Annotated in this window: 16 protein-coding genes; 9 read left to right on the top strand and 7 right to left on the bottom strand. The window is 72.8% G+C overall.

The genetic code is table 11. The features are described 5' to 3' along the window. Window positions 1-88: 88 nt before the first annotated feature. The 3 genes from pgm to ACFY01_RS00160 all read left to right on the top strand — a co-directional run bounded on the left by pgm (window position 89) and on the right by ACFY01_RS00160 (window position 4,113). Window positions 89-1,729, top strand: a complete 1,641-nt coding sequence (pgm, locus tag ACFY01_RS00170; RefSeq protein ID WP_390733337.1) for a phosphoglucomutase (alpha-D-glucose-1,6-bisphosphate-dependent) — start codon at window positions 89-91, stop codon at window positions 1,727-1,729. 51 nt (window positions 1,730-1,780) lie between these two features. Beyond that, the gene (locus ACFY01_RS00165) at window positions 1,781-2,227 is read left to right on the top strand and encodes a hypothetical protein (protein ID WP_390733336.1); all 447 of its coding nucleotides are present in this window, start codon (window positions 1,781-1,783) and stop codon (window positions 2,225-2,227) included. Window positions 2,228-2,415: 188 nt separating this feature from the next. Beyond that, entirely contained in the window at window positions 2,416-4,113 is a 1,698-nt protein-coding gene (locus tag ACFY01_RS00160; protein ID WP_390733335.1) for an FAD-dependent oxidoreductase, read from the top strand. Here ACFY01_RS00160 and ACFY01_RS00155 read toward each other — a convergent pair. The 6 genes from ACFY01_RS00155 to ACFY01_RS00130 are packed head-to-tail and all read right to left on the bottom strand — an operon-like array spanning window position 4,110 to window position 9,529. Continuing rightward, window positions 4,110-5,336 carry a cytochrome P450 gene (locus ACFY01_RS00155; RefSeq protein ID WP_390733334.1) on the bottom strand — a complete coding sequence of 409 codons (1,227 nt, stop codon included), beginning with the start codon at window positions 5,334-5,336 and terminating at the stop codon, window positions 4,110-4,112. The two genes, ACFY01_RS00160 and ACFY01_RS00155, sit on opposite strands and share 4 nt — an antisense overlap. Window positions 5,337-5,364: 28 nt before the next feature. Continuing rightward, window positions 5,365-6,573: a cytochrome P450 gene (locus ACFY01_RS00150; protein WP_390733333.1), complete on the bottom strand. Its 1,209-nt coding sequence runs from the start codon at window positions 6,571-6,573 to the stop codon at window positions 5,365-5,367. Continuing rightward, window positions 6,570-7,196: an ATP/GTP-binding protein gene (locus tag ACFY01_RS00145; RefSeq protein WP_390733332.1), complete on the bottom strand. Its 627-nt coding sequence runs from the start codon at window positions 7,194-7,196 to the stop codon at window positions 6,570-6,572. Before ACFY01_RS00145 ends, ACFY01_RS00150 begins: the two co-directional genes overlap by 4 nt. Continuing rightward, a complete protein-coding gene (locus ACFY01_RS00140; protein ID WP_390733331.1) occupies window positions 7,177-7,524 on the bottom strand; it encodes a DUF742 domain-containing protein in 348 nt (115 codons plus the stop codon). Before ACFY01_RS00140 ends, ACFY01_RS00145 begins: the two co-directional genes overlap by 20 nt. Beyond that, the gene (locus ACFY01_RS00135; protein WP_361445394.1) at window positions 7,521-7,928 is read right to left on the bottom strand and encodes a roadblock/LC7 domain-containing protein; all 408 of its coding nucleotides are present in this window, start codon (window positions 7,926-7,928) and stop codon (window positions 7,521-7,523) included. Before ACFY01_RS00135 ends, ACFY01_RS00140 begins: the two co-directional genes overlap by 4 nt. Then, on the bottom strand, window positions 7,925-9,529 hold the full coding sequence (locus tag ACFY01_RS00130) for an ATP-binding protein (RefSeq protein WP_390733330.1): 1,605 nt from the start codon (window positions 9,527-9,529) through the stop codon (window positions 7,925-7,927). Before ACFY01_RS00130 ends, ACFY01_RS00135 begins: the two co-directional genes overlap by 4 nt. A 185-nt stretch (window positions 9,530-9,714) precedes the next feature. On the opposite strand from ACFY01_RS00130, the gene ACFY01_RS00125 reads away from it, so the two are divergent. The 3 genes from ACFY01_RS00125 to ACFY01_RS00115 all read left to right on the top strand — a co-directional run bounded on the left by ACFY01_RS00125 (window position 9,715) and on the right by ACFY01_RS00115 (window position 12,864). After that, window positions 9,715-11,196, top strand: a complete 1,482-nt coding sequence (locus ACFY01_RS00125) for an MFS transporter (RefSeq protein ID WP_390733329.1) — start codon at window positions 9,715-9,717, stop codon at window positions 11,194-11,196. A gap of 118 nt (window positions 11,197-11,314) precedes the next feature. Further along, a complete protein-coding gene (locus tag ACFY01_RS00120) occupies window positions 11,315-12,118 on the top strand; it encodes a lysozyme (RefSeq protein ID WP_390733328.1) in 804 nt (267 codons plus the stop codon). 17 nt (window positions 12,119-12,135) lie between these two features. Next, window positions 12,136-12,864, top strand: coding sequence for an FG-GAP repeat domain-containing protein (locus tag ACFY01_RS00115; protein ID WP_390733327.1), 729 nt, complete (start codon window positions 12,136-12,138; stop codon window positions 12,862-12,864). Here ACFY01_RS00115 and ACFY01_RS00110 read toward each other — a convergent pair. Continuing rightward, window positions 12,840-13,715: a LysR family transcriptional regulator gene (locus ACFY01_RS00110; protein ID WP_390733326.1), complete on the bottom strand. Its 876-nt coding sequence runs from the start codon at window positions 13,713-13,715 to the stop codon at window positions 12,840-12,842. The two genes, ACFY01_RS00115 and ACFY01_RS00110, sit on opposite strands and share 25 nt — an antisense overlap. Before the next feature lie 148 nt (window positions 13,716-13,863). Here ACFY01_RS00110 and ACFY01_RS00105 point away from each other — a divergent pair, with 148 nt between their 5' ends. The 3 genes from ACFY01_RS00105 (at window position 13,864) to ACFY01_RS00095 (ending at window position 16,091) form a co-directional block, all read left to right on the top strand. Continuing rightward, window positions 13,864-14,769, top strand: coding sequence for an NAD(P)H-binding protein (locus ACFY01_RS00105; RefSeq protein ID WP_390733325.1), 906 nt, complete (start codon window positions 13,864-13,866; stop codon window positions 14,767-14,769). Window positions 14,770-14,798: 29 nt separating this feature from the next. Further along, a complete protein-coding gene (locus ACFY01_RS00100; RefSeq protein ID WP_390733324.1) occupies window positions 14,799-15,119 on the top strand; it encodes a hypothetical protein in 321 nt (106 codons plus the stop codon). A 141-nt stretch (window positions 15,120-15,260) separates the two neighbouring features. After that, window positions 15,261-16,091 (top strand): PP2C family protein-serine/threonine phosphatase, encoded by an 831-nt coding sequence (locus ACFY01_RS00095; RefSeq protein ID WP_390733323.1) that lies wholly within the window; start codon window positions 15,261-15,263, stop codon window positions 16,089-16,091. Window positions 16,092-16,125 lie beyond the last annotated feature (34 nt).

Here is a 16,125-nt window from a genome sequence, read left to right as displayed (position 1 = left end):
CTCAAGTCGGTACTCGCGTACCGGCGTCCCGAGGGGGAAAGATGAGACGCCGAGCGGAACATCAGAACCGAAGCGGAGGAACGCACCCATGCCGCACGAGCGAGCGGGCACGCCGGCCGGTCCCGAGGATCTTGTCGACGTGGCCCGGCTGGTCACCGCGTACTACGCGCTGCACCCGGATCCGGCCGAGCCCGGTCAGCGGGTGGCGTTCGGTACGTCCGGACACCGCGGATCGTCGACGGCGAGCGCGTTCAACGAGGACCACATCGCCGCCACCAGCCAGGCCATCTGCGAGTACCGGGAAGCCCAGGGCACCGACGGCCCGCTCTTCCTGGGGGCCGACACCCACGCGCTGTCGGAACCCGCGAAGGTGACCGCGCTGGAGGTCTTCGCCGCGGGCGGGGTGACCGTGCTGATCGACAGCGCCGACGGGTACACGCCCACGCCGGCGGTCTCGCACGCCATCCTCGCCCACAACCGGGGCCGCGCCTCCGGGCTCGCCGACGGCGTCGTGGTCACCCCCTCGCACAACCCGCCCGGCGACGGCGGATTCAAGTACAACCCGCCGAGCGGCGGTCCGGCGGCCTCCGACGCGACCTCGTGGATCCAGGACCGGGCCAACCAGATCATCGCGGGCGGCCTGAAGGACGTACGCCGCCTCTCCTACGCCAAGGCGCTCGCCGCGGACACGACCGGCCGGTACGACTTCCTGGGCCGTTACGTCTCCGATCTCCCGAGCGTCCTGGACCTGGACGCGATCCGGACGGCCGGGGTGCGCATCGGTGCCGACCCGCTGGGCGGGGCGTCCGTCGCCTACTGGGGCCGGATCGCCGAGCAGCACGGTCTCGACCTGACGGTGGTCAACCCGCACACCGATCCCACCTGGCGGTTCATGACGCTGGACTGGGACGGCCAGATCCGCATGGACTGCTCCTCGCCGTACGCGATGGCCTCCCTCATCGAGCGGCGCGACCGTTTCCGCATCGCCACCGGCAACGACGCCGACGCCGACCGCCACGGCATCGTCACCCCGGACGCGGGCCTGATGAACCCCAACCACTACCTCGCGGTCGCCATCGGCTACCTCTACCGGCACCGCGAGCAGTGGCCCGCCGGCACGGGAATCGGCAAGACGCTGGTGTCCTCCGGGATGATCGACCGGGTCGCCGCCGACCTCGGACGCGAACTGGTCGAGGTGCCGGTCGGGTTCAAGTGGTTCGTGGACGGGCTGCTCGGCGGCACCCTCGGCTTCGGCGGCGAGGAGTCGGCCGGCGCGTCCTTCCTGCGCCGGGACGGATCGGTGTGGACCACGGACAAGGACGGCATCCTGCTGGCCCTCCTCGCCTCCGAGATCACCGCCGTCACCGACAGGACGCCCTCGGAGCACTACGCCGAACTGACCGCCCGTTTCGGCGAACCCGCCTACGCGCGCATCGACGCCCCCGCCTCCCGCGAGGAGAAGGCGCTGCTGGCCAAGCTGTCGCCGGCTCAGGTCACCGCCGAGACGCTGGCCGGGGAGCCGGTCACCGCCGTGCTCACCGAGGCCCCGGGAAACGGCGCCGCCATCGGCGGCATCAAGGTGACCACCGAGCACGCCTGGTTCGCGGCCCGGCCCTCCGGCACGGAGGACGTCTACAAGGTGTACGCCGAGTCCTTCCTCGGCGCCGACCATCTCGCCCAGGTGCAGGAGGAGGCGAAGTCCGTGGTCCTGGCGGCACTCGGCGGCTGAGGCACTTCGGGCGGGCCGGGCCTGTTTGTCTCGCAACGGACCGGCAAGGCGATGTCCATGACTGAATCGGACAACGACACGAAGCGCAACGCCGACGCCCGGCAGGGCGCGGCGGCCAAGGCCCGACGGACCGCGGCCGACGCGACGGCTCCCGTCTCGCGGGGCGCGAAGAAGACCGCCGCCAAGACGGATGACGTGGCGTCAGCGGCCAAGGACGGTGCCGACAAGGCGACCGGAACGGCGGCCGAGGCGGCGACCGCGGCTGTGCACACCGGCGCCGAGAAGCTGGAGGCGGGCCGCCGTGCGGTCGTCGCGGCGTCCGGCCAGGTCGCGGCGACCGCCAAGACCGCCTGGACGGTGATCAGCCAGCGCAAGCTCGTCGCCGTGGCGGCGGGAGCCGGCCTGACCGCCGTGAGCGCCGCGTCGTACGCGGTGGGCCGCCGCACCGGGCGGCCCGCGCAGGGCCCGCTGACGCGTCTCACCGGCGGACGGATCTGACACCCCCGGGGCCGGCCTCGGCCGGCCCCGGTGTCGCCGTACGCGCGGCTCAAACCACCAACTGCCCGGATCGGACGCCCTCCGGGCGGGTGAAGAACCCTGAACCCGCCCACGCCTCGCGGGGCATGCATGAGAGATCCCGGCCGTATCCGGCCGAGTCGGTGCATACGACGCGCTGGAGGCGAGTGATGAAGGAAAGAGCCGATTCCGCCGACCCCGGCACCCACCGGGTCCCCGTCCTCATCGTCGGCGGTTCCCTGGTCGGCCTGTCGACCTCGGTGTTCCTGGGCCGGCTGGGGGTGCCGCACACGCTGGTGGAACGTCATGCCGGCACGTCCATCCACCCCCGTGGACGTGGCAACAACGTACGGACGATGGAGTTGTTCCGGGTGGCCGGCGTCGAGGCCGGGATCCGGCAGGCCGCGGCCACGCTGGCCGGCAACCACGGCATCCTCCAGACGCCCACCCTGGTGGGCGACGCGGGCGAATGGCTGTTCAAGGAGATCGACCCGGGCGGCGGTCTCGCCCGCTTCAGCCCCGGCTCCTGGTGCCTGTGCAGTCAGAACGACCTGGAGCCGGTCCTGCTCGACCATGCCGTCCGCCTCGGCGGCGACCTGCGGTACCACACCGAGATGATGTCGTTCGACGCCGATCCCACCGGTGTCACCGCGGTGGTCAAGAGCCGCGACACCGGCGAGCACACCACCATCCGCGCGGACTACCTGGTCGCCGCCGACGGCCCCCGCAGCCCCGTCCGCGAACAGCTCGGCATCGGGCAGAGCGGCCCCGGCGACCTGTTCCACAACATCAGCATGACCTTCCGTTCCCGCCGTCTCGCCGACGTCGTCGGCGACCGCCGTTTCATCGTCTGCTACCTGACCAGCCCGGACGCCGACGGGGCGCTGCTGCCGGTGGACAACCGGGAGAACTGGGTCTTCCACGCCCCCTGGCACCCCGAACACGGCGAAACTCTGGAGGAGTTCACCGACGAACGGTGCGTCGAACACATCCGCCGCGCGGTCGGTGACATGGACCTCGACGTGGAGATCACCGGCCGGGCGCCCTGGCACGCCGCCCAGCGCGTCGCCGGCCGTTACCGGTCCGGGCGGGTCTTCCTGGCCGGCGACTCGGCGCACGAGATGTCCCCGACCGGGGCGTTCGGCTCCAACACCGGTATCCAGGACGCGCACAACCTCGCGTGGAAGCTGGCCGCGGTGCTCGGCGGCTGGGCGGGCCAGGGGCTGCTGGACAGCTACGACGCCGAGCGCCGCCCGGTGGCGGAGGCGACCAGCGCCCGCGCGGCCACCCGTTCGGTGGAGCACAGCCACCCCGGGTTCGCCCCGGCGCCCGGCATGGGCAGCGGCGGCCCCCAGCGCGGCATCCTCAACGTCGCCCTGGGCTACCGCTACCCGCAGGGCGCCGTCGTCGACGCCGACCCCACCACCCCGGTCGTCCCCGAGGCGCTGAACCTGACCGGTGAACCGGGCAGCAGGGCCCCGCACATGTGGGTACGGCGGGACGGGGAGCGGATCTCCACCCTCGACCTCTACGAGCGCGACCTGGTCCTGCTGAGCGACGCCGGTGAGCGGGGCGGCACGGGCGGCTGGCACGAGGCCGCCACCCGCCTCGCCGAAGAGATGTCGATCCCGCTGACCTCGTACCGCGTGGGCACCGGACCCGGCGCCGAGCTGACCCCCGAGGACGACGTGCACTGGGCGGAGCGGCACGGCACGACACCCGGGGGCGCCGTTCTCGTCCGCCCCGACGGGTTCGTGGCCTGGCGCGCGCAGGGCCCGGTGGAGGAACCGGTCGAGACCCTGGAGGACGTCCTGAACACCGTCCTCGCCCGGCCCTCCAAGCCCAGGGCCCAGCAGCCCGAGGACTAGGGGTTCAGCCGTACCGGAAGCTCGAACAGGTCGTTCTGCGTCACCACCGGCTTGTGGCGCAGCTCCGACGCGGGCACCGCCAGGTCGAGGCCGGGGAAGCGGGCGTACAGCGCGGGCAGCGCCACCCCGGCCTCCAGCCGGGACAGGGCCGCGCCCGGGCAGACGTGCGGGCCGTGCCCGAAGGAGATGTGACGGTTCGCCGACTCGCGGGTGATGTCGAAGTCACCCGCGGTCGGCCCGTGCGCCTTCTCGTCCCGGCCTATCGCGCCGTACGACACGATCAGGGCGTCGCCCGCCGGGATCACCCGGTCGCCGACCGGCACGTCCTCGGTCGCGAAGCGGATCAGGACGTGCGAGGTCGGCGTGGACCAGCGCAGCGTCTCCTCGACCACGGCCGACCAGTCCGCCTCACCGGACAGCACCAGGGCGCGCTGCTCGGGGTGGGTGGAGAGGTTGACGACGGCGTTGACGATCAGCGAGATGGTCGTCTCGTGGCCCGCGGCGACCATCAGCTGGAGGGTGGAGACGATCTCCTCGTCGGTGAGCCGGTCGCCGTCCTCGGAGGCGAGGATCAGGGCGCTGGTCAGATCGTCGCCGGGCGCCGCCCGCTTGGCGGCCACCGACTCCGCCATGATCTGCGCCAGCTCCGTCAGGGTCGCGATGACCTCCTCGGGCGGGGTCTGGGTCGAGAAGAACTTCTCGAACAGCACCTTCAGCCGGGGCAGCCGGGCCTCCTCCAGGCCCATGAGGTCGGCGATGACGTACATGGGGAGCGGGTAGGCGAAGTCGGTCTTGAGGTCGACGACGTCCCCGTTCGCGGGCAGCCGGTCGAGGAGTTCCTCGGTGAGCTTGGTGATCCGCTCCCGCAGCTGTTCCACCCGGCGCGGGGTGAGCGCCTGCGCGACCAGTGTGCGCATCCGGCGGTGGTCCGCGCCGTCCACGGTGAGCATGGAGCGGCCCGGGTTCGCCAGGCCGATCAGCGGCCAGTCGGCTGGGATCTCCCCGCGCTGCCAGGCGCCCCACACGTTGATGTCCTTCACCAGACGCGGATCGGTGAGCAGCGCCTTGGCCTCGGCGTGGTGGGTGACGGCCCAGACGGGGACACCGCCCGGCAGTTCGACGGCGGCGAGCGGACCGGCCGCGCGCAGCGCCGCGCTCTCCCCGTCCAGGTCGGTGACGAAGGGGTCGAGGGCGATCCGGGATGCTTCGGTACCGGTCGTCATCGTGACATGCCTCCCAGGGCAGGCGGGATCAGAGGGCGGGTACGGGCGTGAACCGCACGGGCAGCTCGGTCAGACCTCGAAGCCAGGGCGAGGGCCGACGGGTGAGGGACCCGGCGGGCACCGCCAGGTCGATGTCCGGCAGCCGGTCGAGCACGACCTCGATGCCGGTCCGCGCGATCACCTCGGCGACCTCCTGCGCGGGGAACGGGCAGCGGTGCTCACCGTGGCCGAAGGAGAAGTGTGCGTTGTTGCCGCCGGTCAGGGCCGTGCCGTCGGTGCGGACCTGCGGATCGGAGTTGGCGCCCTGGAGGCCGAGCAGCAGCAGGTCACCGGCCCGGATGCGGCGGCCGCCGAGGTGGGTGTCGCGGGAGGCCCAACGGCCGGCGATGTTCTGGCTGGGCGTGTCCTCCCACAGCACCTCGTTCATGGCCTCGGCGACGCTGTTGCGGCCGCCGAAGAGGGAGGCGGCGAAGCGGTCGTCGGTGAGCATCAGCCTGAGGGAGTTGCCGATCCAGTCGGCGGTCGGCTGGTGCCCGGCCGCCATCATCACCATCAGGTCCTGGGCGATCTCCTCGTCGCTGAAGCCGCTTTCGTCGGCGAGCATCCGGGAGACCACGTCGTCGGCCGGTGCCGCCCGGCGGTCGGCGAGCAGCCGCGCCATCGAGCCGGCCAGATGGGTCTGGCCCGCGATGGCCCGCTCCCGGCCGTCGATCATGTCGTTGAGGGCGGTGACGAGCCCCGGCCCCTCCTCGTCGGAGAAGCCGTACAGCCGGGCCAGGACCCGCACCGGCAGCAGCATCGCGTACTGGCCGATCAGATCGGCCGTGCCCACGGTGCACACGGCGTCGACGAGCTCGTCGGCGAACCGCTCGGCGTGGCCGCGCAGCGCGTACGGGTCCACCGCCTCCAGGGCGTTGCTGATCATCGCGGCACGCTGCCGGTGGCGCTCGCCGACGGTGTACAGGATCGACGGCTGCTTGCGGCCGATCATCGGCAGCAGCGGCCAGTCGGCGGGGATCATGTCCCACTGGTTCCACAGGTCGGAGTCGCGGCTGAACAGCACCGGGTCGCCGGTGACCTGGTGCAGTTCGCGGTAGCCGAGCACCAGCCAGGCGGGCACGTCGCCGTCGAGCAGCACCGGGGCGACGGCGCCGTGTTCGAGCCGCATCTCCCGGTACAGACGGGCGGGCTCGGTCTGGAACCGGGGGCCGCTGAGCGGGACGGCGTCGGGCGTCACACGAACTCCTGTCGGGGCAGGGCCGCCGGGGCGGACCGGCCGGCGTAGTGCTGCTGGATGTGCTGGACCAGGGTGATGAGCACGTGCTTGCTCGACTCGCGGGAGCGGGCGTCGCAGTCGATCAGGGGCACGTGCGGGTCCAGGTCGAGGGCCTCGCGGATGGCGTCCGGCGCGTGCGCGGGGCCGCCGAAGTCGTTGCGGGCCACGATGAACGGCGTGCCGTGGTGCTCGAGCCGGTCGATGGCGTACCAGGAGTCGTCGATCCGCCGGGTGTCGACGAGGACGACCGCGCCGAGCGTGCCGGAGAACAGCCGGTCCCACAGGAACCAGAACCGCTCCTGGCCCGGCGCGCCGAACAGGTAAAGCACGTTGCGCGCGTCCAGCGTGATCCGGCCGAAGTCGAAGGCGACGGTGGTGGCGGTCTTGCCGCGCACCTCCCGGATGTCGTCGACAGCCTCGCCCGCCTGGGTCATCGTCTCCTCGGTGTTGAGGGGACGGATCTCGCTGACCGAGCGGACCAGCGTGGTCTTGCCGACGCCGAAACCGCCCACGACCACGATCTTCAGACCGTTGTCGGCGGAGGCACCCAAAGGGGTGCGCGCGTCAGAGGTTACGGAGTCCAACGAGCACCTGCTCCAGGATGTCGGGGTCGTGAACGGCCGCTCTGCGGGGGTGGCGGGCGCTGACGCGGCCCGCCGCCAGCAGGTCGCACAGCAGGACCTTGGTGATGCTCACGGGCAGCTTCAGCTCGGCGGCGATCTCCACCACCGAGGTGGGGGACTCGGCCAGCCGCAGGATCGCCGCGAGCTCCGACTGCATCCCCGGGGCCGGCGCCGACTCGGCGACGACGAGCGTGACCAGGTCGAAGGGGTTGTCGGGAGCGGGCCTGCTGCGTCCACCGGTGATGGTGTAGAGGCGGTCGGGAGCGTCGTCCCGGCCGGGGCGGCTCATGAGGTGCGGGGCGGAGCGCTCAGGTGCTCGCCGAGCTGTTCCACCAGTTCGCTCATGTTGTGCCCCACCAGCCCGGGGTCCGCGTCCTCGGTGGTCACGACGGCGAGGTGGGCGCCCTCGCCGGCCTCCACGATGAACAGCACGCCCCCGTAGAACTCGGTCATCGCCGACCGCACGCCTCCGCTGCCGTCGCCGAACTCCACGGACGCCCCGTGCGACAGCGACTGGATGCCGGCGGCGATGGCGGCGAGCTGGTCGGCCTGGTCGACGGTCAGCTCCGGGGTGCGGCACAGTTTCAGCCCGTCGCGGGAGAGCACGAGCGCGTGGCGCGCGCCCGGGGTGCGCTCCAGAAGACCCTCGATGAGCCAGGTGAGCTTCTCGTCGGCGGTGGTCCTGCCGGTCATGAAGTGGTGTCGCCTTCCGGGTGTGCCTGCGGGTGGGAGGGGTTCGTGTGCGGCGGCGCGGTGTCGTCGGAGGCGGAGTGGCCGGACACGTCGGACGCGTCGGGCGCGGTGTGGTCCGCGGCCGGTGCGCGTACGGCCTGACGGAAGCTGCTGAAGCGGGCGGCGCGGACCTTGGCGTCGTCGACGGCCGGGGGAGTACGGCCCGGCCCGGTGACCCCGGGTGCGGGCCTCGTCCGCTCGGCGGCGGCGAGGGTGCGGCCCCGGCGCCGCTTGGGCAGGTGCGCCGACTCGTCGTCCTGCCCGGCCTGGCCGTCCTGGTCGGTCCGGTCGTCCGCATCGCTGTCCGCGGCCTCGTGGACCGGGGTGGGGTCCGTCGCGGGCACCTCGGCGGGCGGGGCGTCCGGCTCGGCGGGACGCGTCCGCGTGTCGGCGGGCGCGGCGACGGCGGCCGGCGGTCCGGCCAGGTGCGGGCTGGTCAGGATCTCCTGCGGGATCAGCATCAGTACGCCCGTGCCGCCGCGCGCGGACGGCCGGAAGGACACCCGTAGGCCGTGCTTGCGGGCCAGCCGGCCCACCACGGCCAGTCCCAGCCGGGTGCCGGTCAGACCGCCCAGCTCGGAGCTGTCACCGGCCACCGCCTGTTCGGCGCGGCGCAGCTGGACGTCACCCATCACCAGTCCGCTGTCCTCGACGGACACGATGACGCCGGCCGGCACCTCCTCCACGTACACGTGGACCTCGGCGGTCGGGGGCGAGAAATTGGCGGCGTTGTCGAGCAGCTCAGCCAGCGCGTGCATCACGCCCTCGGCCGCGTGGCCGGCGACGGCCTGATCGCTGACCGAGTGGACGCGTACCCGCTGGTAACCGCTGATCCGGCCCATCGCCCCGCGCAGGATCGATTCCATCGCGATGGGGCGCGCCCAGCGCCGGCCGGAGCGGGCGCCGGTCAGTACGGCGATCGAGTCGGCGAGCCGGCCGGCCTGCGCGGTGCGGTGGTCGAGGTGGAGGAGGTCGGCGAGGACCTCCTCGTCGGTGTGGCGGTCCTCCATCGCGCGCAGGTCGGCGAGGGTGGCGGTGGCCAGGGCCTGCATACGGCCGGCCGCGCTGGACGTCGCGGCGATCGCCGCCGCCCGCTCCCGGGTGGCGCGCTCCAGCTGCGCGGCGAGGCGGGCGTTGTCCCGGTCGAGGCGGTCGAGCTCCCGGGCGGCCTCCGTCTCGACCCGGGTCCGCTCCTGGTCGAAGGAGGCGGTCAACTCGGCTCGCTGCTCGGCGAGTTCGTCGATCAGGCGCTGCTGCTCCTGCCGGGACTCCTCGGTCGCCCGGGCCTGCTGCTGGAGAAGCCGGCCGAGGTCCTGGGTCACGGTCTCCAGCCTGCGCCGGGCGCCGCGCTCGCCCTGCACGGCGTGCACGGCGGAGACCACCGCCGCGCACAGCACCAGTGCCGCGGCGCTCGCCCCCCAGGCGAGCGGAGTGCGTACCGACGGCGGCGCCAGATCGACCGCTGTGACGACGACGAACGCGGACAGGATGCCGGTCAGCGCCAGTGCGGGGGCGATCGTGCGGAAGGTGGGGCGTTCGCCGTCAGGCGTGGGCGCGGTCATCAGAGGGTCCTAGGGCAGCTGTCGGCGTGATCGCCGGCAGATGTGAGTGAGTGGTGACGCTTGGTGCTCAACTGGCCGTCACTATACGAGAGTTCTTGATCGGATTGGAAAGGTTCTGGAGTCATTGCACAAAACAAATGGGTACTCGCCCCCATGACGTGACGAAAGGGCACAGGAGCGAACCAGTGGAACCGGGCACACGGGCGGACGACGGGCGCGATCCCAGGCGCTGGAAGGCCCTGGCGGTCACGCTGGTCGCCGGGTTCATGAGCCTGCTGGACGTCACGATCGTCGCGGTCGCCCTGCCCTCCATGCAGCGGGCCCTGCACGCGTCCGCACCGGCCATCCAGTGGGTGGTCTCCGGCTACGCCCTGGCCTTCGCCCTGGTGCTGGTGACCGCCGGGCGGATCGGGGACACGGTCGGCCGGCGCCGCGTCTTCCTGCTGGCGCTCGGCGCGTTCGTCGGGTGCAGCGCCGCGGCGGGCGCGGCCGCCACCATCACCCTGCTCATCGCCGCCCGGCTGGCCCAGGGGGTCGCCGCGGGCTGTCTCGCCCCGCAGAACTCCGCCCTCATCCAGCAGATGTTCCGCGGAGCCGACCGCGGCAAGGCATTCGGCCTCTTCGGGGCGACCGTGGGCATCTCCAGCGCCGTGGGCCCGGTCGCCGGCGGCCTGATCCTCAAGCTGGCCCAGGGTCCCGAGGGCTGGCGCTGGATCTTCTACGTGAACGTACCGGTCGGCGTCCTCGCCCTCCTCCTCGGCCTGCGGCTGCTGCCGAAAGTGGCCCCCGGCCGGCGCGAGCGGCTCGACCTGGGCGGTGTGCTGCTGCTGGGCTGCGGGGTGCTGGCGCTGATGCTTCCGCTGGTGCTGGCGGAATCGGGCGGGATACGGCGGCTGTGGTGGCTCTTCCTCCTCGGGCTCGCCCTCCTCGCCGCGTTCGCCCGGTGGGAGCGGCGGGTCGCGGTGCGTGACGGGCGGCCGCTGCTCGACCCGCGGCTGGTGACCGCGACCCGCGGATACGCCGTCGGCGCCGCCATCGCCACGCTGTACTTCGTCGGATTCAGCGGGGTGTGGCTGGTGTTCGCACTCTTCTTCCAGAACGGCCAGGGCTACAGCCCGCTGCGGTCCGGACTCGTGGTGACACCGTTCGCCATCGGCTCCGCCCTGGCCGCGGCGATCGCCGGCCGCCTGGTGGAGCGGCTCGGCCGGCTGCTGACCGTGTGCGGGCTGGCCGCCGTCGTCCTGGGACTGGGGGCGACGGCGCTGATCCTGCGTCTTTCACCTGGCGACGGCTCGGTGTGGCTCGTGCTTCCCGCCCTGTTCCTCGGCGGTGTGGGCAGCGGGTGCGTGATCTCCCCCAACGTGACGATGACGCTGCGCGACGTGCCGGTGCGGATGGCCGGAGCCGCCGGCGGGGCGCTCCAGACCGGGCAGCGCCTGGGCGGGGCGGTGGGTACGGCGGCCCTGCCGGGCCTGTTCTACGTGGTGCTCGGCACCCATCCCCACGACTACCGCGCCGCCGTCGCCCTGGCCGTCGGCTGCGGAGTCCTGCCCGTGCTGTGCGCGCTGGGTCTGGCGGTCCACGACTGGCTGCGCGACCGCAGGGCCGCCTCGCCGCCCCGCGGGGCCGAGGTGTCGCACAGTCACACCCATGCCGGCCAGGGCTGACTCACTCGTACGGAGCCTTCTGGACCCGATGGGCCGTCATCCGGCGGTACTTGGCGTGCGGTGCGGCCCAACTGCCGGTCGGATGATGTATGTGCGACCATTCATAGCCCTTCACCCCATGCGCGCCCGCCTGTTCGCCGCCGCTGTCCCGGCCGCCCTGCTGGCGCTGCTCACCTCCCCGTTCACCGTCCCCGCCGCCGCCGACGACACCACCCCGGCTCGCGGCTCCGCCCGCATGGGCATGGGAGTCGAGGCCCACGACGGCGCCGGCCCCGCCCCGGGCGGCCCGCGCGCCGGCCAGACCGAAGGCGTCGACGTGGCCAGCTACCAGGGTGACGTCGCCTGGTCCACCCTGTGGAGCAGCGGCGTCAGATGGGCCTACACCAAGGCCACCGAGGGCACCTACTACACCAACCCCTACTTCTCCGGTCAGTACACCGGCGCGACCGGTGCCGGCATGATCCGCGGCGGCTACCACTTCGCCACCCCCGACACCACGGGCGGCGCCACCCAGGCGGACTACTTCGTCGACCACGGCGGCGGCTGGAGCAAGGACGGCATCACCCTGCCCGGCGTGCTCGACATCGAGTGGAACCCGTACGGCGACGACTGCTACGGCAAGACACAGAGCGCGATGGTGACCTGGATCCGTGACTTCCTGAACCGGTACAAGTCCCGCACCGGCCGCGCAGCGGTGATCTACACCGCCACCAGCTGGTGGAACACCTGCACCGGCAACTACGCCGGCTTCGCCGCGACCAACCCGCTGTGGATCGCCCGGTACGCGTCGACCGTGGGCGACCTGCCGCCCGGCTGGTCCACGTACACCATGTGGCAGTACACCTCGACCGGGGCGACGGTGGGCGACCACGACAGGTTCAACGGCTCCGTCGACCAACTGCGGAGCTTCGCCAAGGGCTGACATGGCATCATGCCCGGATGCCCCTGACAGCGCACACCATCCGGCCGCGCCGGATCGTCGCCGTCGTGGCGGCGGCCCTGGCGGTCTTCGCGGGCTCGTTCAACACCTTCGAGGGAACGGCGCCTCCGCGCCCGGCGGAGGCGTCCGCCGTCAAGCCGTGTGTGACCGGGACGGGAGACCTCCTCGCGGACCTGGACGCCGACGGCCACCGCGACCGGGTCTTGGACCCCTCCGGGACCGGGGCACGGCTGACCATCACGTTCGGGACCGCGTCCGGCCCCGGAAAGCGGGTCGGCGTCCATGACCTGGTCGGCCGCTCCAGGCCGGGGGAGACGGACCTGGCCGCTGTGGCGGACTTCGACCGCGACGGCTGGGCCGACCTCGTGGTGGTGGCCACGGGCAAGTGGCAGGGCGACAGCCCGATCGAGCCGCGCCTCGCCGAGCTGAGACGCGGCCCCTTCTCCCGGACCGGCCGCGGCCACGACCCCCGGCACCTGGACCTCGGCGAGACCCGCGGTGTCGCCGTCGCCGACTACGACCACGACCGGTACCCCGACCTCGCCGCCTACATCTACGACGGCGACGGCATGTACCAGACCCGGGGCCGGCTCGGCGAGAAGTCCGCGGGCATCGGGAGGTACACCGGCAAGTACGTCGTCGACGCGGAACAGACGGACGACCCCACGCCCACGAACATGCCGTACGCCGGGCTGCGTTCCTTCTACCCGCGGTGCGCGGCGGAGTAGCTCGCCTCCCGTGCCGTCCCGGTGCCGCCCTCGGCCGCGGACAGGGCGGCACGGACGAGCGCCGCCACGGCCGTCGAACGGGACTGCTGCGGCCAGGCGATGGCGAACACCACGGGCGGCGCGTCCTGAACCGGCCGGTAGACGACGCCCGGACGCGGGTAGCGCGCGGCGACCGACGCGGGCAGCAGCGGGGTGAGATCGCCGAGACCGACGAGCGTGAGCAACTGGGCCAGGTCACGGCCCACGCCACGGGTCTCGTCGATGAACCGGTGCACATCGCCCGGGCGCAGTCCGAGGTCGGCGAGGACGACCGGGCGGTCCCGGGCGGCGAGCGGGTGCCCGGCGGCGAGGGCCACGACGCGCGGTTCGTCGGCCAGCGTCTCGGCGTCCAGGCCCGTACGGTCGAAGGGCTCGAACACCAGGGCCGCGTCGGCTTCCCCCCGGCGCAGCAGTTGCGGCTGCTCCTGCCAGCCGCACAGCCGGACGGCGACCGGTACGGCCGCGGGCTCGGCCGCGAAGCGCGCCAGGATCGGCTCCAGCAGCCCCCCGTCCCCGTCGGCCTTGACGGCCAGGACCAGCTTCGGCTCCGGGGCGGCCGCGCGCCGGGCCCGCCGGCCTGCGGCCTCCAGGGCGTCCAGGGCGATCCTCGCCTCCCGCAGGAGCACCGTACCGGCCGCGGTCAGCGACACGCTGTGAGTGGTCCGCTCCAGGAGGGTGACGCCCAGCTCCGTCTCCAGTTGGCGGATCGCCCGGGACAGCGGCGGCGGGGACATGCCCAGCCGCTCGGCGGCGCGGGCGAAGTTGAGTTCCTCGGCGACGGCGACGAAGTAGCGCAGCAGGCGGGAATCCACGCCTCTCCCTACGGGGGTTTCTCCTGCGGTCGGTATGACCGTCAGGGTAACAAGCGGGAGCGGATCGGTCCTTCAGTTCCCGCGCGTGAGGCAGCAGGCTCGACGGCATCCGGAACACCCGGAGAAGCAGCCTGACTTGGAGTTGTCCATGATCGTCGTCACCACGCCCACCGGCCAGATCGGCCGGGAGGTCGTCGACCGCCTCCTCGACGCGCCGGAAGGCTCGCCCGGGATCCGGGTGATCGCCCGCGACCCCGCTCGCCTTCCCTCGCGGGTGCGCGAGCGGGTCGAGGTGGTGCCGGGATCGCATGCCGATCCCGCCGTACTGAAGGAGGCGTGCGCCGGCGCCGACCGGCTGTTCTGGCTGGTGCCCCCGACCCCCTCGGCCGACAGCGTCGAGGGCCACTTCCGCGCCTTCACCGAGCCGCTGCGGGAGGTGACCGGGACCCAGGGCGTCGAACGGGTCGTGGGCGTCTCCACGCTGGGCCGCTCCGTGGCGAAGAACGCCGGGCAGATATCGGCGTCGCTCGCCATGGACGAGGCGATCGCCGCCATGGGTGTGCACTACCGGGCACTGTGTCCGCCGTTCCTGATGGAGAACCTGCTGGGCCAGGCCGAGTCGATCCGCACCGCGGGCGTGTTCTTCCTGGCGGCGGACGGGGACCGGGTGCTGCGCACCTGCGCCACCCGGGACATCGCCGCCACGGCGGCCAGGCTGCTGCTCGACGGCACCTGGACCGGGCAGGACGACGTCCCGCTGGTCGGCCCCGACGATCTGACCCCAAAGGGCATGGCGCAGGTCGTCTCCGAGGTGTTGGACCGCCCGGTGCGCTTCCAGGCCGTCGGCAGCGCGGACTACCGGGCGACGCTGCTGGGTCACGGCGTGAGCGAGGCCTGGGCGCAGGGACTGGCCGACATGGTGGACGCCCTGCGTGAGCAGGGCTTCTACGGCGCCGGTGCGCCGAGTACGCCCGAGACCGCGCCCACCGGGTTCCGCCAGTGGTGCGAGGAGGTACTCCGGACGGCCGTGATGGCCCGGGGCTCTGAGGGGTAGGCGGTGTGACATCCGAGGAAAGGATCGTCATGACCACGTACCTGATCACCGTTCCCGGCACCTTCACCACCGGGATCGAGGAGGACGAGCGAGCGCGGCTGAGCCGGGCACTGCGGCCGGCCGATCCACACACCACTCGGACGGGCAGTACCGAGGACCTGGACGCCCTCACCGTCAATGACGACAACACCTTCACCATCCGGCTGTCCGTGGAGGCGGACAGCGGCGCCCATGCCGAGGAGGGTGCCCGGGACCTCGCGGACTCCGCGCTGCGCGACGCGGGACTCGACCCGGGCAGCGCGCCCCTGGGGCCCGCGGTGATCACCGGCATCGACTCCGACATCGGCTGAACCCGCCGCTCGTCCCGTCACTCCGGCGCCGGCGGCGGGGAGGCGGCCGCTGCGGGCCGCGCACCCGAGTCGTTATGATCCCATAAAGGTGAGAACCAGGGGGTTTGCCCTTCGAGGGCCACCGCCCCGCCGGAGTGATCGATGCCCCGCAAGCGCCCAACGGACGACGGCGACGAGTTGCTGGCCAGACTCGGTTCGCTCACCGCCCAGGCACGTCAGCGCGCGGAGCTCCAGCGCTCCCAGGTCGAGCTGGCCATCGCGCTCCAGCGGGGCATGCTCCCCAGGGACCTGCCCGCCGCCCCGGGGGTCCGCCTGGGAGTGCGCTACGCGCCCGCCTGCCACGGGCTCAACGTGGGCGGCGACTGGTACGACGCCTTCGCCATGCCCGACGGCCGCGTGGGCCTGTCCATCGGCGACGTCCAGGGCCACAACATCGAGGCGGCCGCCTTCATGGGTCAGGTCCGGGCCGGGCTGCGGGCGCTCGCCTCCGTCACGAGCGAACCGGGCGAGCTCCTCGCCCGCACGAACGAGCTGCTGCTCTCCCTGGGCAGCGACCTGTTCGCCACCTGCACGTTCGCACGGCTCGACCCGTCCACCGGGGTGCTGGAGAGCGCGCGGGCCGGCCACATCCCCTTCGTGTGGGCCACGGCCGACGGGAAGTCCGGCACGGCCGAGGACGAGTGCGGGCCGCCGCTCGGCATCGCCGGGGGGATGGAGTACCCGGTGGCCCGGTTCCGGCTCGCCCCTGGCGGGGTGTTCGTCCTGCTGACGGACGGCGTGGTGGAGGGGCCGGACCTGAGCCTGGAGGAGGGACTCGACCAGGTGGCACGGCTGGCCGGAATCGCCGCGGTCGCACGCCTGGACGCGAACGCGCTCGCCGCGGCCGTGATCAAGGGCGCCGACCAGGTGGGACACGAGGACGACGCGGCCGTACTGGTCGTGGGCCACGACGGCGTCGACTTCAAGCCCTGAGCGCTTGGCGGACGTGGCGGCTCTCGCCTGGCCG

Source organism: Streptomyces sp. NPDC001480, from assembly GCF_042894725.1.
Taxonomy (GTDB): domain Bacteria; phylum Actinomycetota; class Actinomycetes; order Streptomycetales; family Streptomycetaceae; genus Streptomyces.
This window is presented reverse-complemented; position numbering and strand designations above follow the sequence as displayed.

Coding starts and splice junctions, on each gene's coding strand:
- pgm (WP_390733337.1), top strand. CDS start 89: ATGCCGCACGAGCGAGCGGGCACGCCGGCCGGTCCCGAGGATCTTGTC.
- ACFY01_RS00165 (WP_390733336.1), top strand. CDS start 1,781: ATGTCCATGACTGAATCGGACAACGACACGAAGCGCAACGCCGACGCC.
- ACFY01_RS00160 (WP_390733335.1), top strand. CDS start 2,416: ATGAAGGAAAGAGCCGATTCCGCCGACCCCGGCACCCACCGGGTCCCC.
- ACFY01_RS00155 (WP_390733334.1), bottom strand. CDS start 5,336: ATGACGACCGGTACCGAAGCATCCCGGATCGCCCTCGACCCCTTCGTC.
- ACFY01_RS00140 (WP_390733331.1), bottom strand. CDS start 7,524: ATGAGCCGCCCCGGCCGGGACGACGCTCCCGACCGCCTCTACACCATC.
- ACFY01_RS00135 (WP_361445394.1), bottom strand. CDS start 7,928: ATGACCGGCAGGACCACCGCCGACGAGAAGCTCACCTGGCTCATCGAG.
- ACFY01_RS00130 (WP_390733330.1), bottom strand. CDS start 9,529: ATGACCGCGCCCACGCCTGACGGCGAACGCCCCACCTTCCGCACGATC.
- ACFY01_RS00120 (WP_390733328.1), top strand. CDS start 11,315: ATGCGCGCCCGCCTGTTCGCCGCCGCTGTCCCGGCCGCCCTGCTGGCG.
- ACFY01_RS00115 (WP_390733327.1), top strand. CDS start 12,136: ATGCCCCTGACAGCGCACACCATCCGGCCGCGCCGGATCGTCGCCGTC.
- ACFY01_RS00105 (WP_390733325.1), top strand. CDS start 13,864: ATGATCGTCGTCACCACGCCCACCGGCCAGATCGGCCGGGAGGTCGTC.
- ACFY01_RS00100 (WP_390733324.1), top strand. CDS start 14,799: ATGACCACGTACCTGATCACCGTTCCCGGCACCTTCACCACCGGGATC.
- ACFY01_RS00095 (WP_390733323.1), top strand. CDS start 15,261: ATGCCCCGCAAGCGCCCAACGGACGACGGCGACGAGTTGCTGGCCAGA.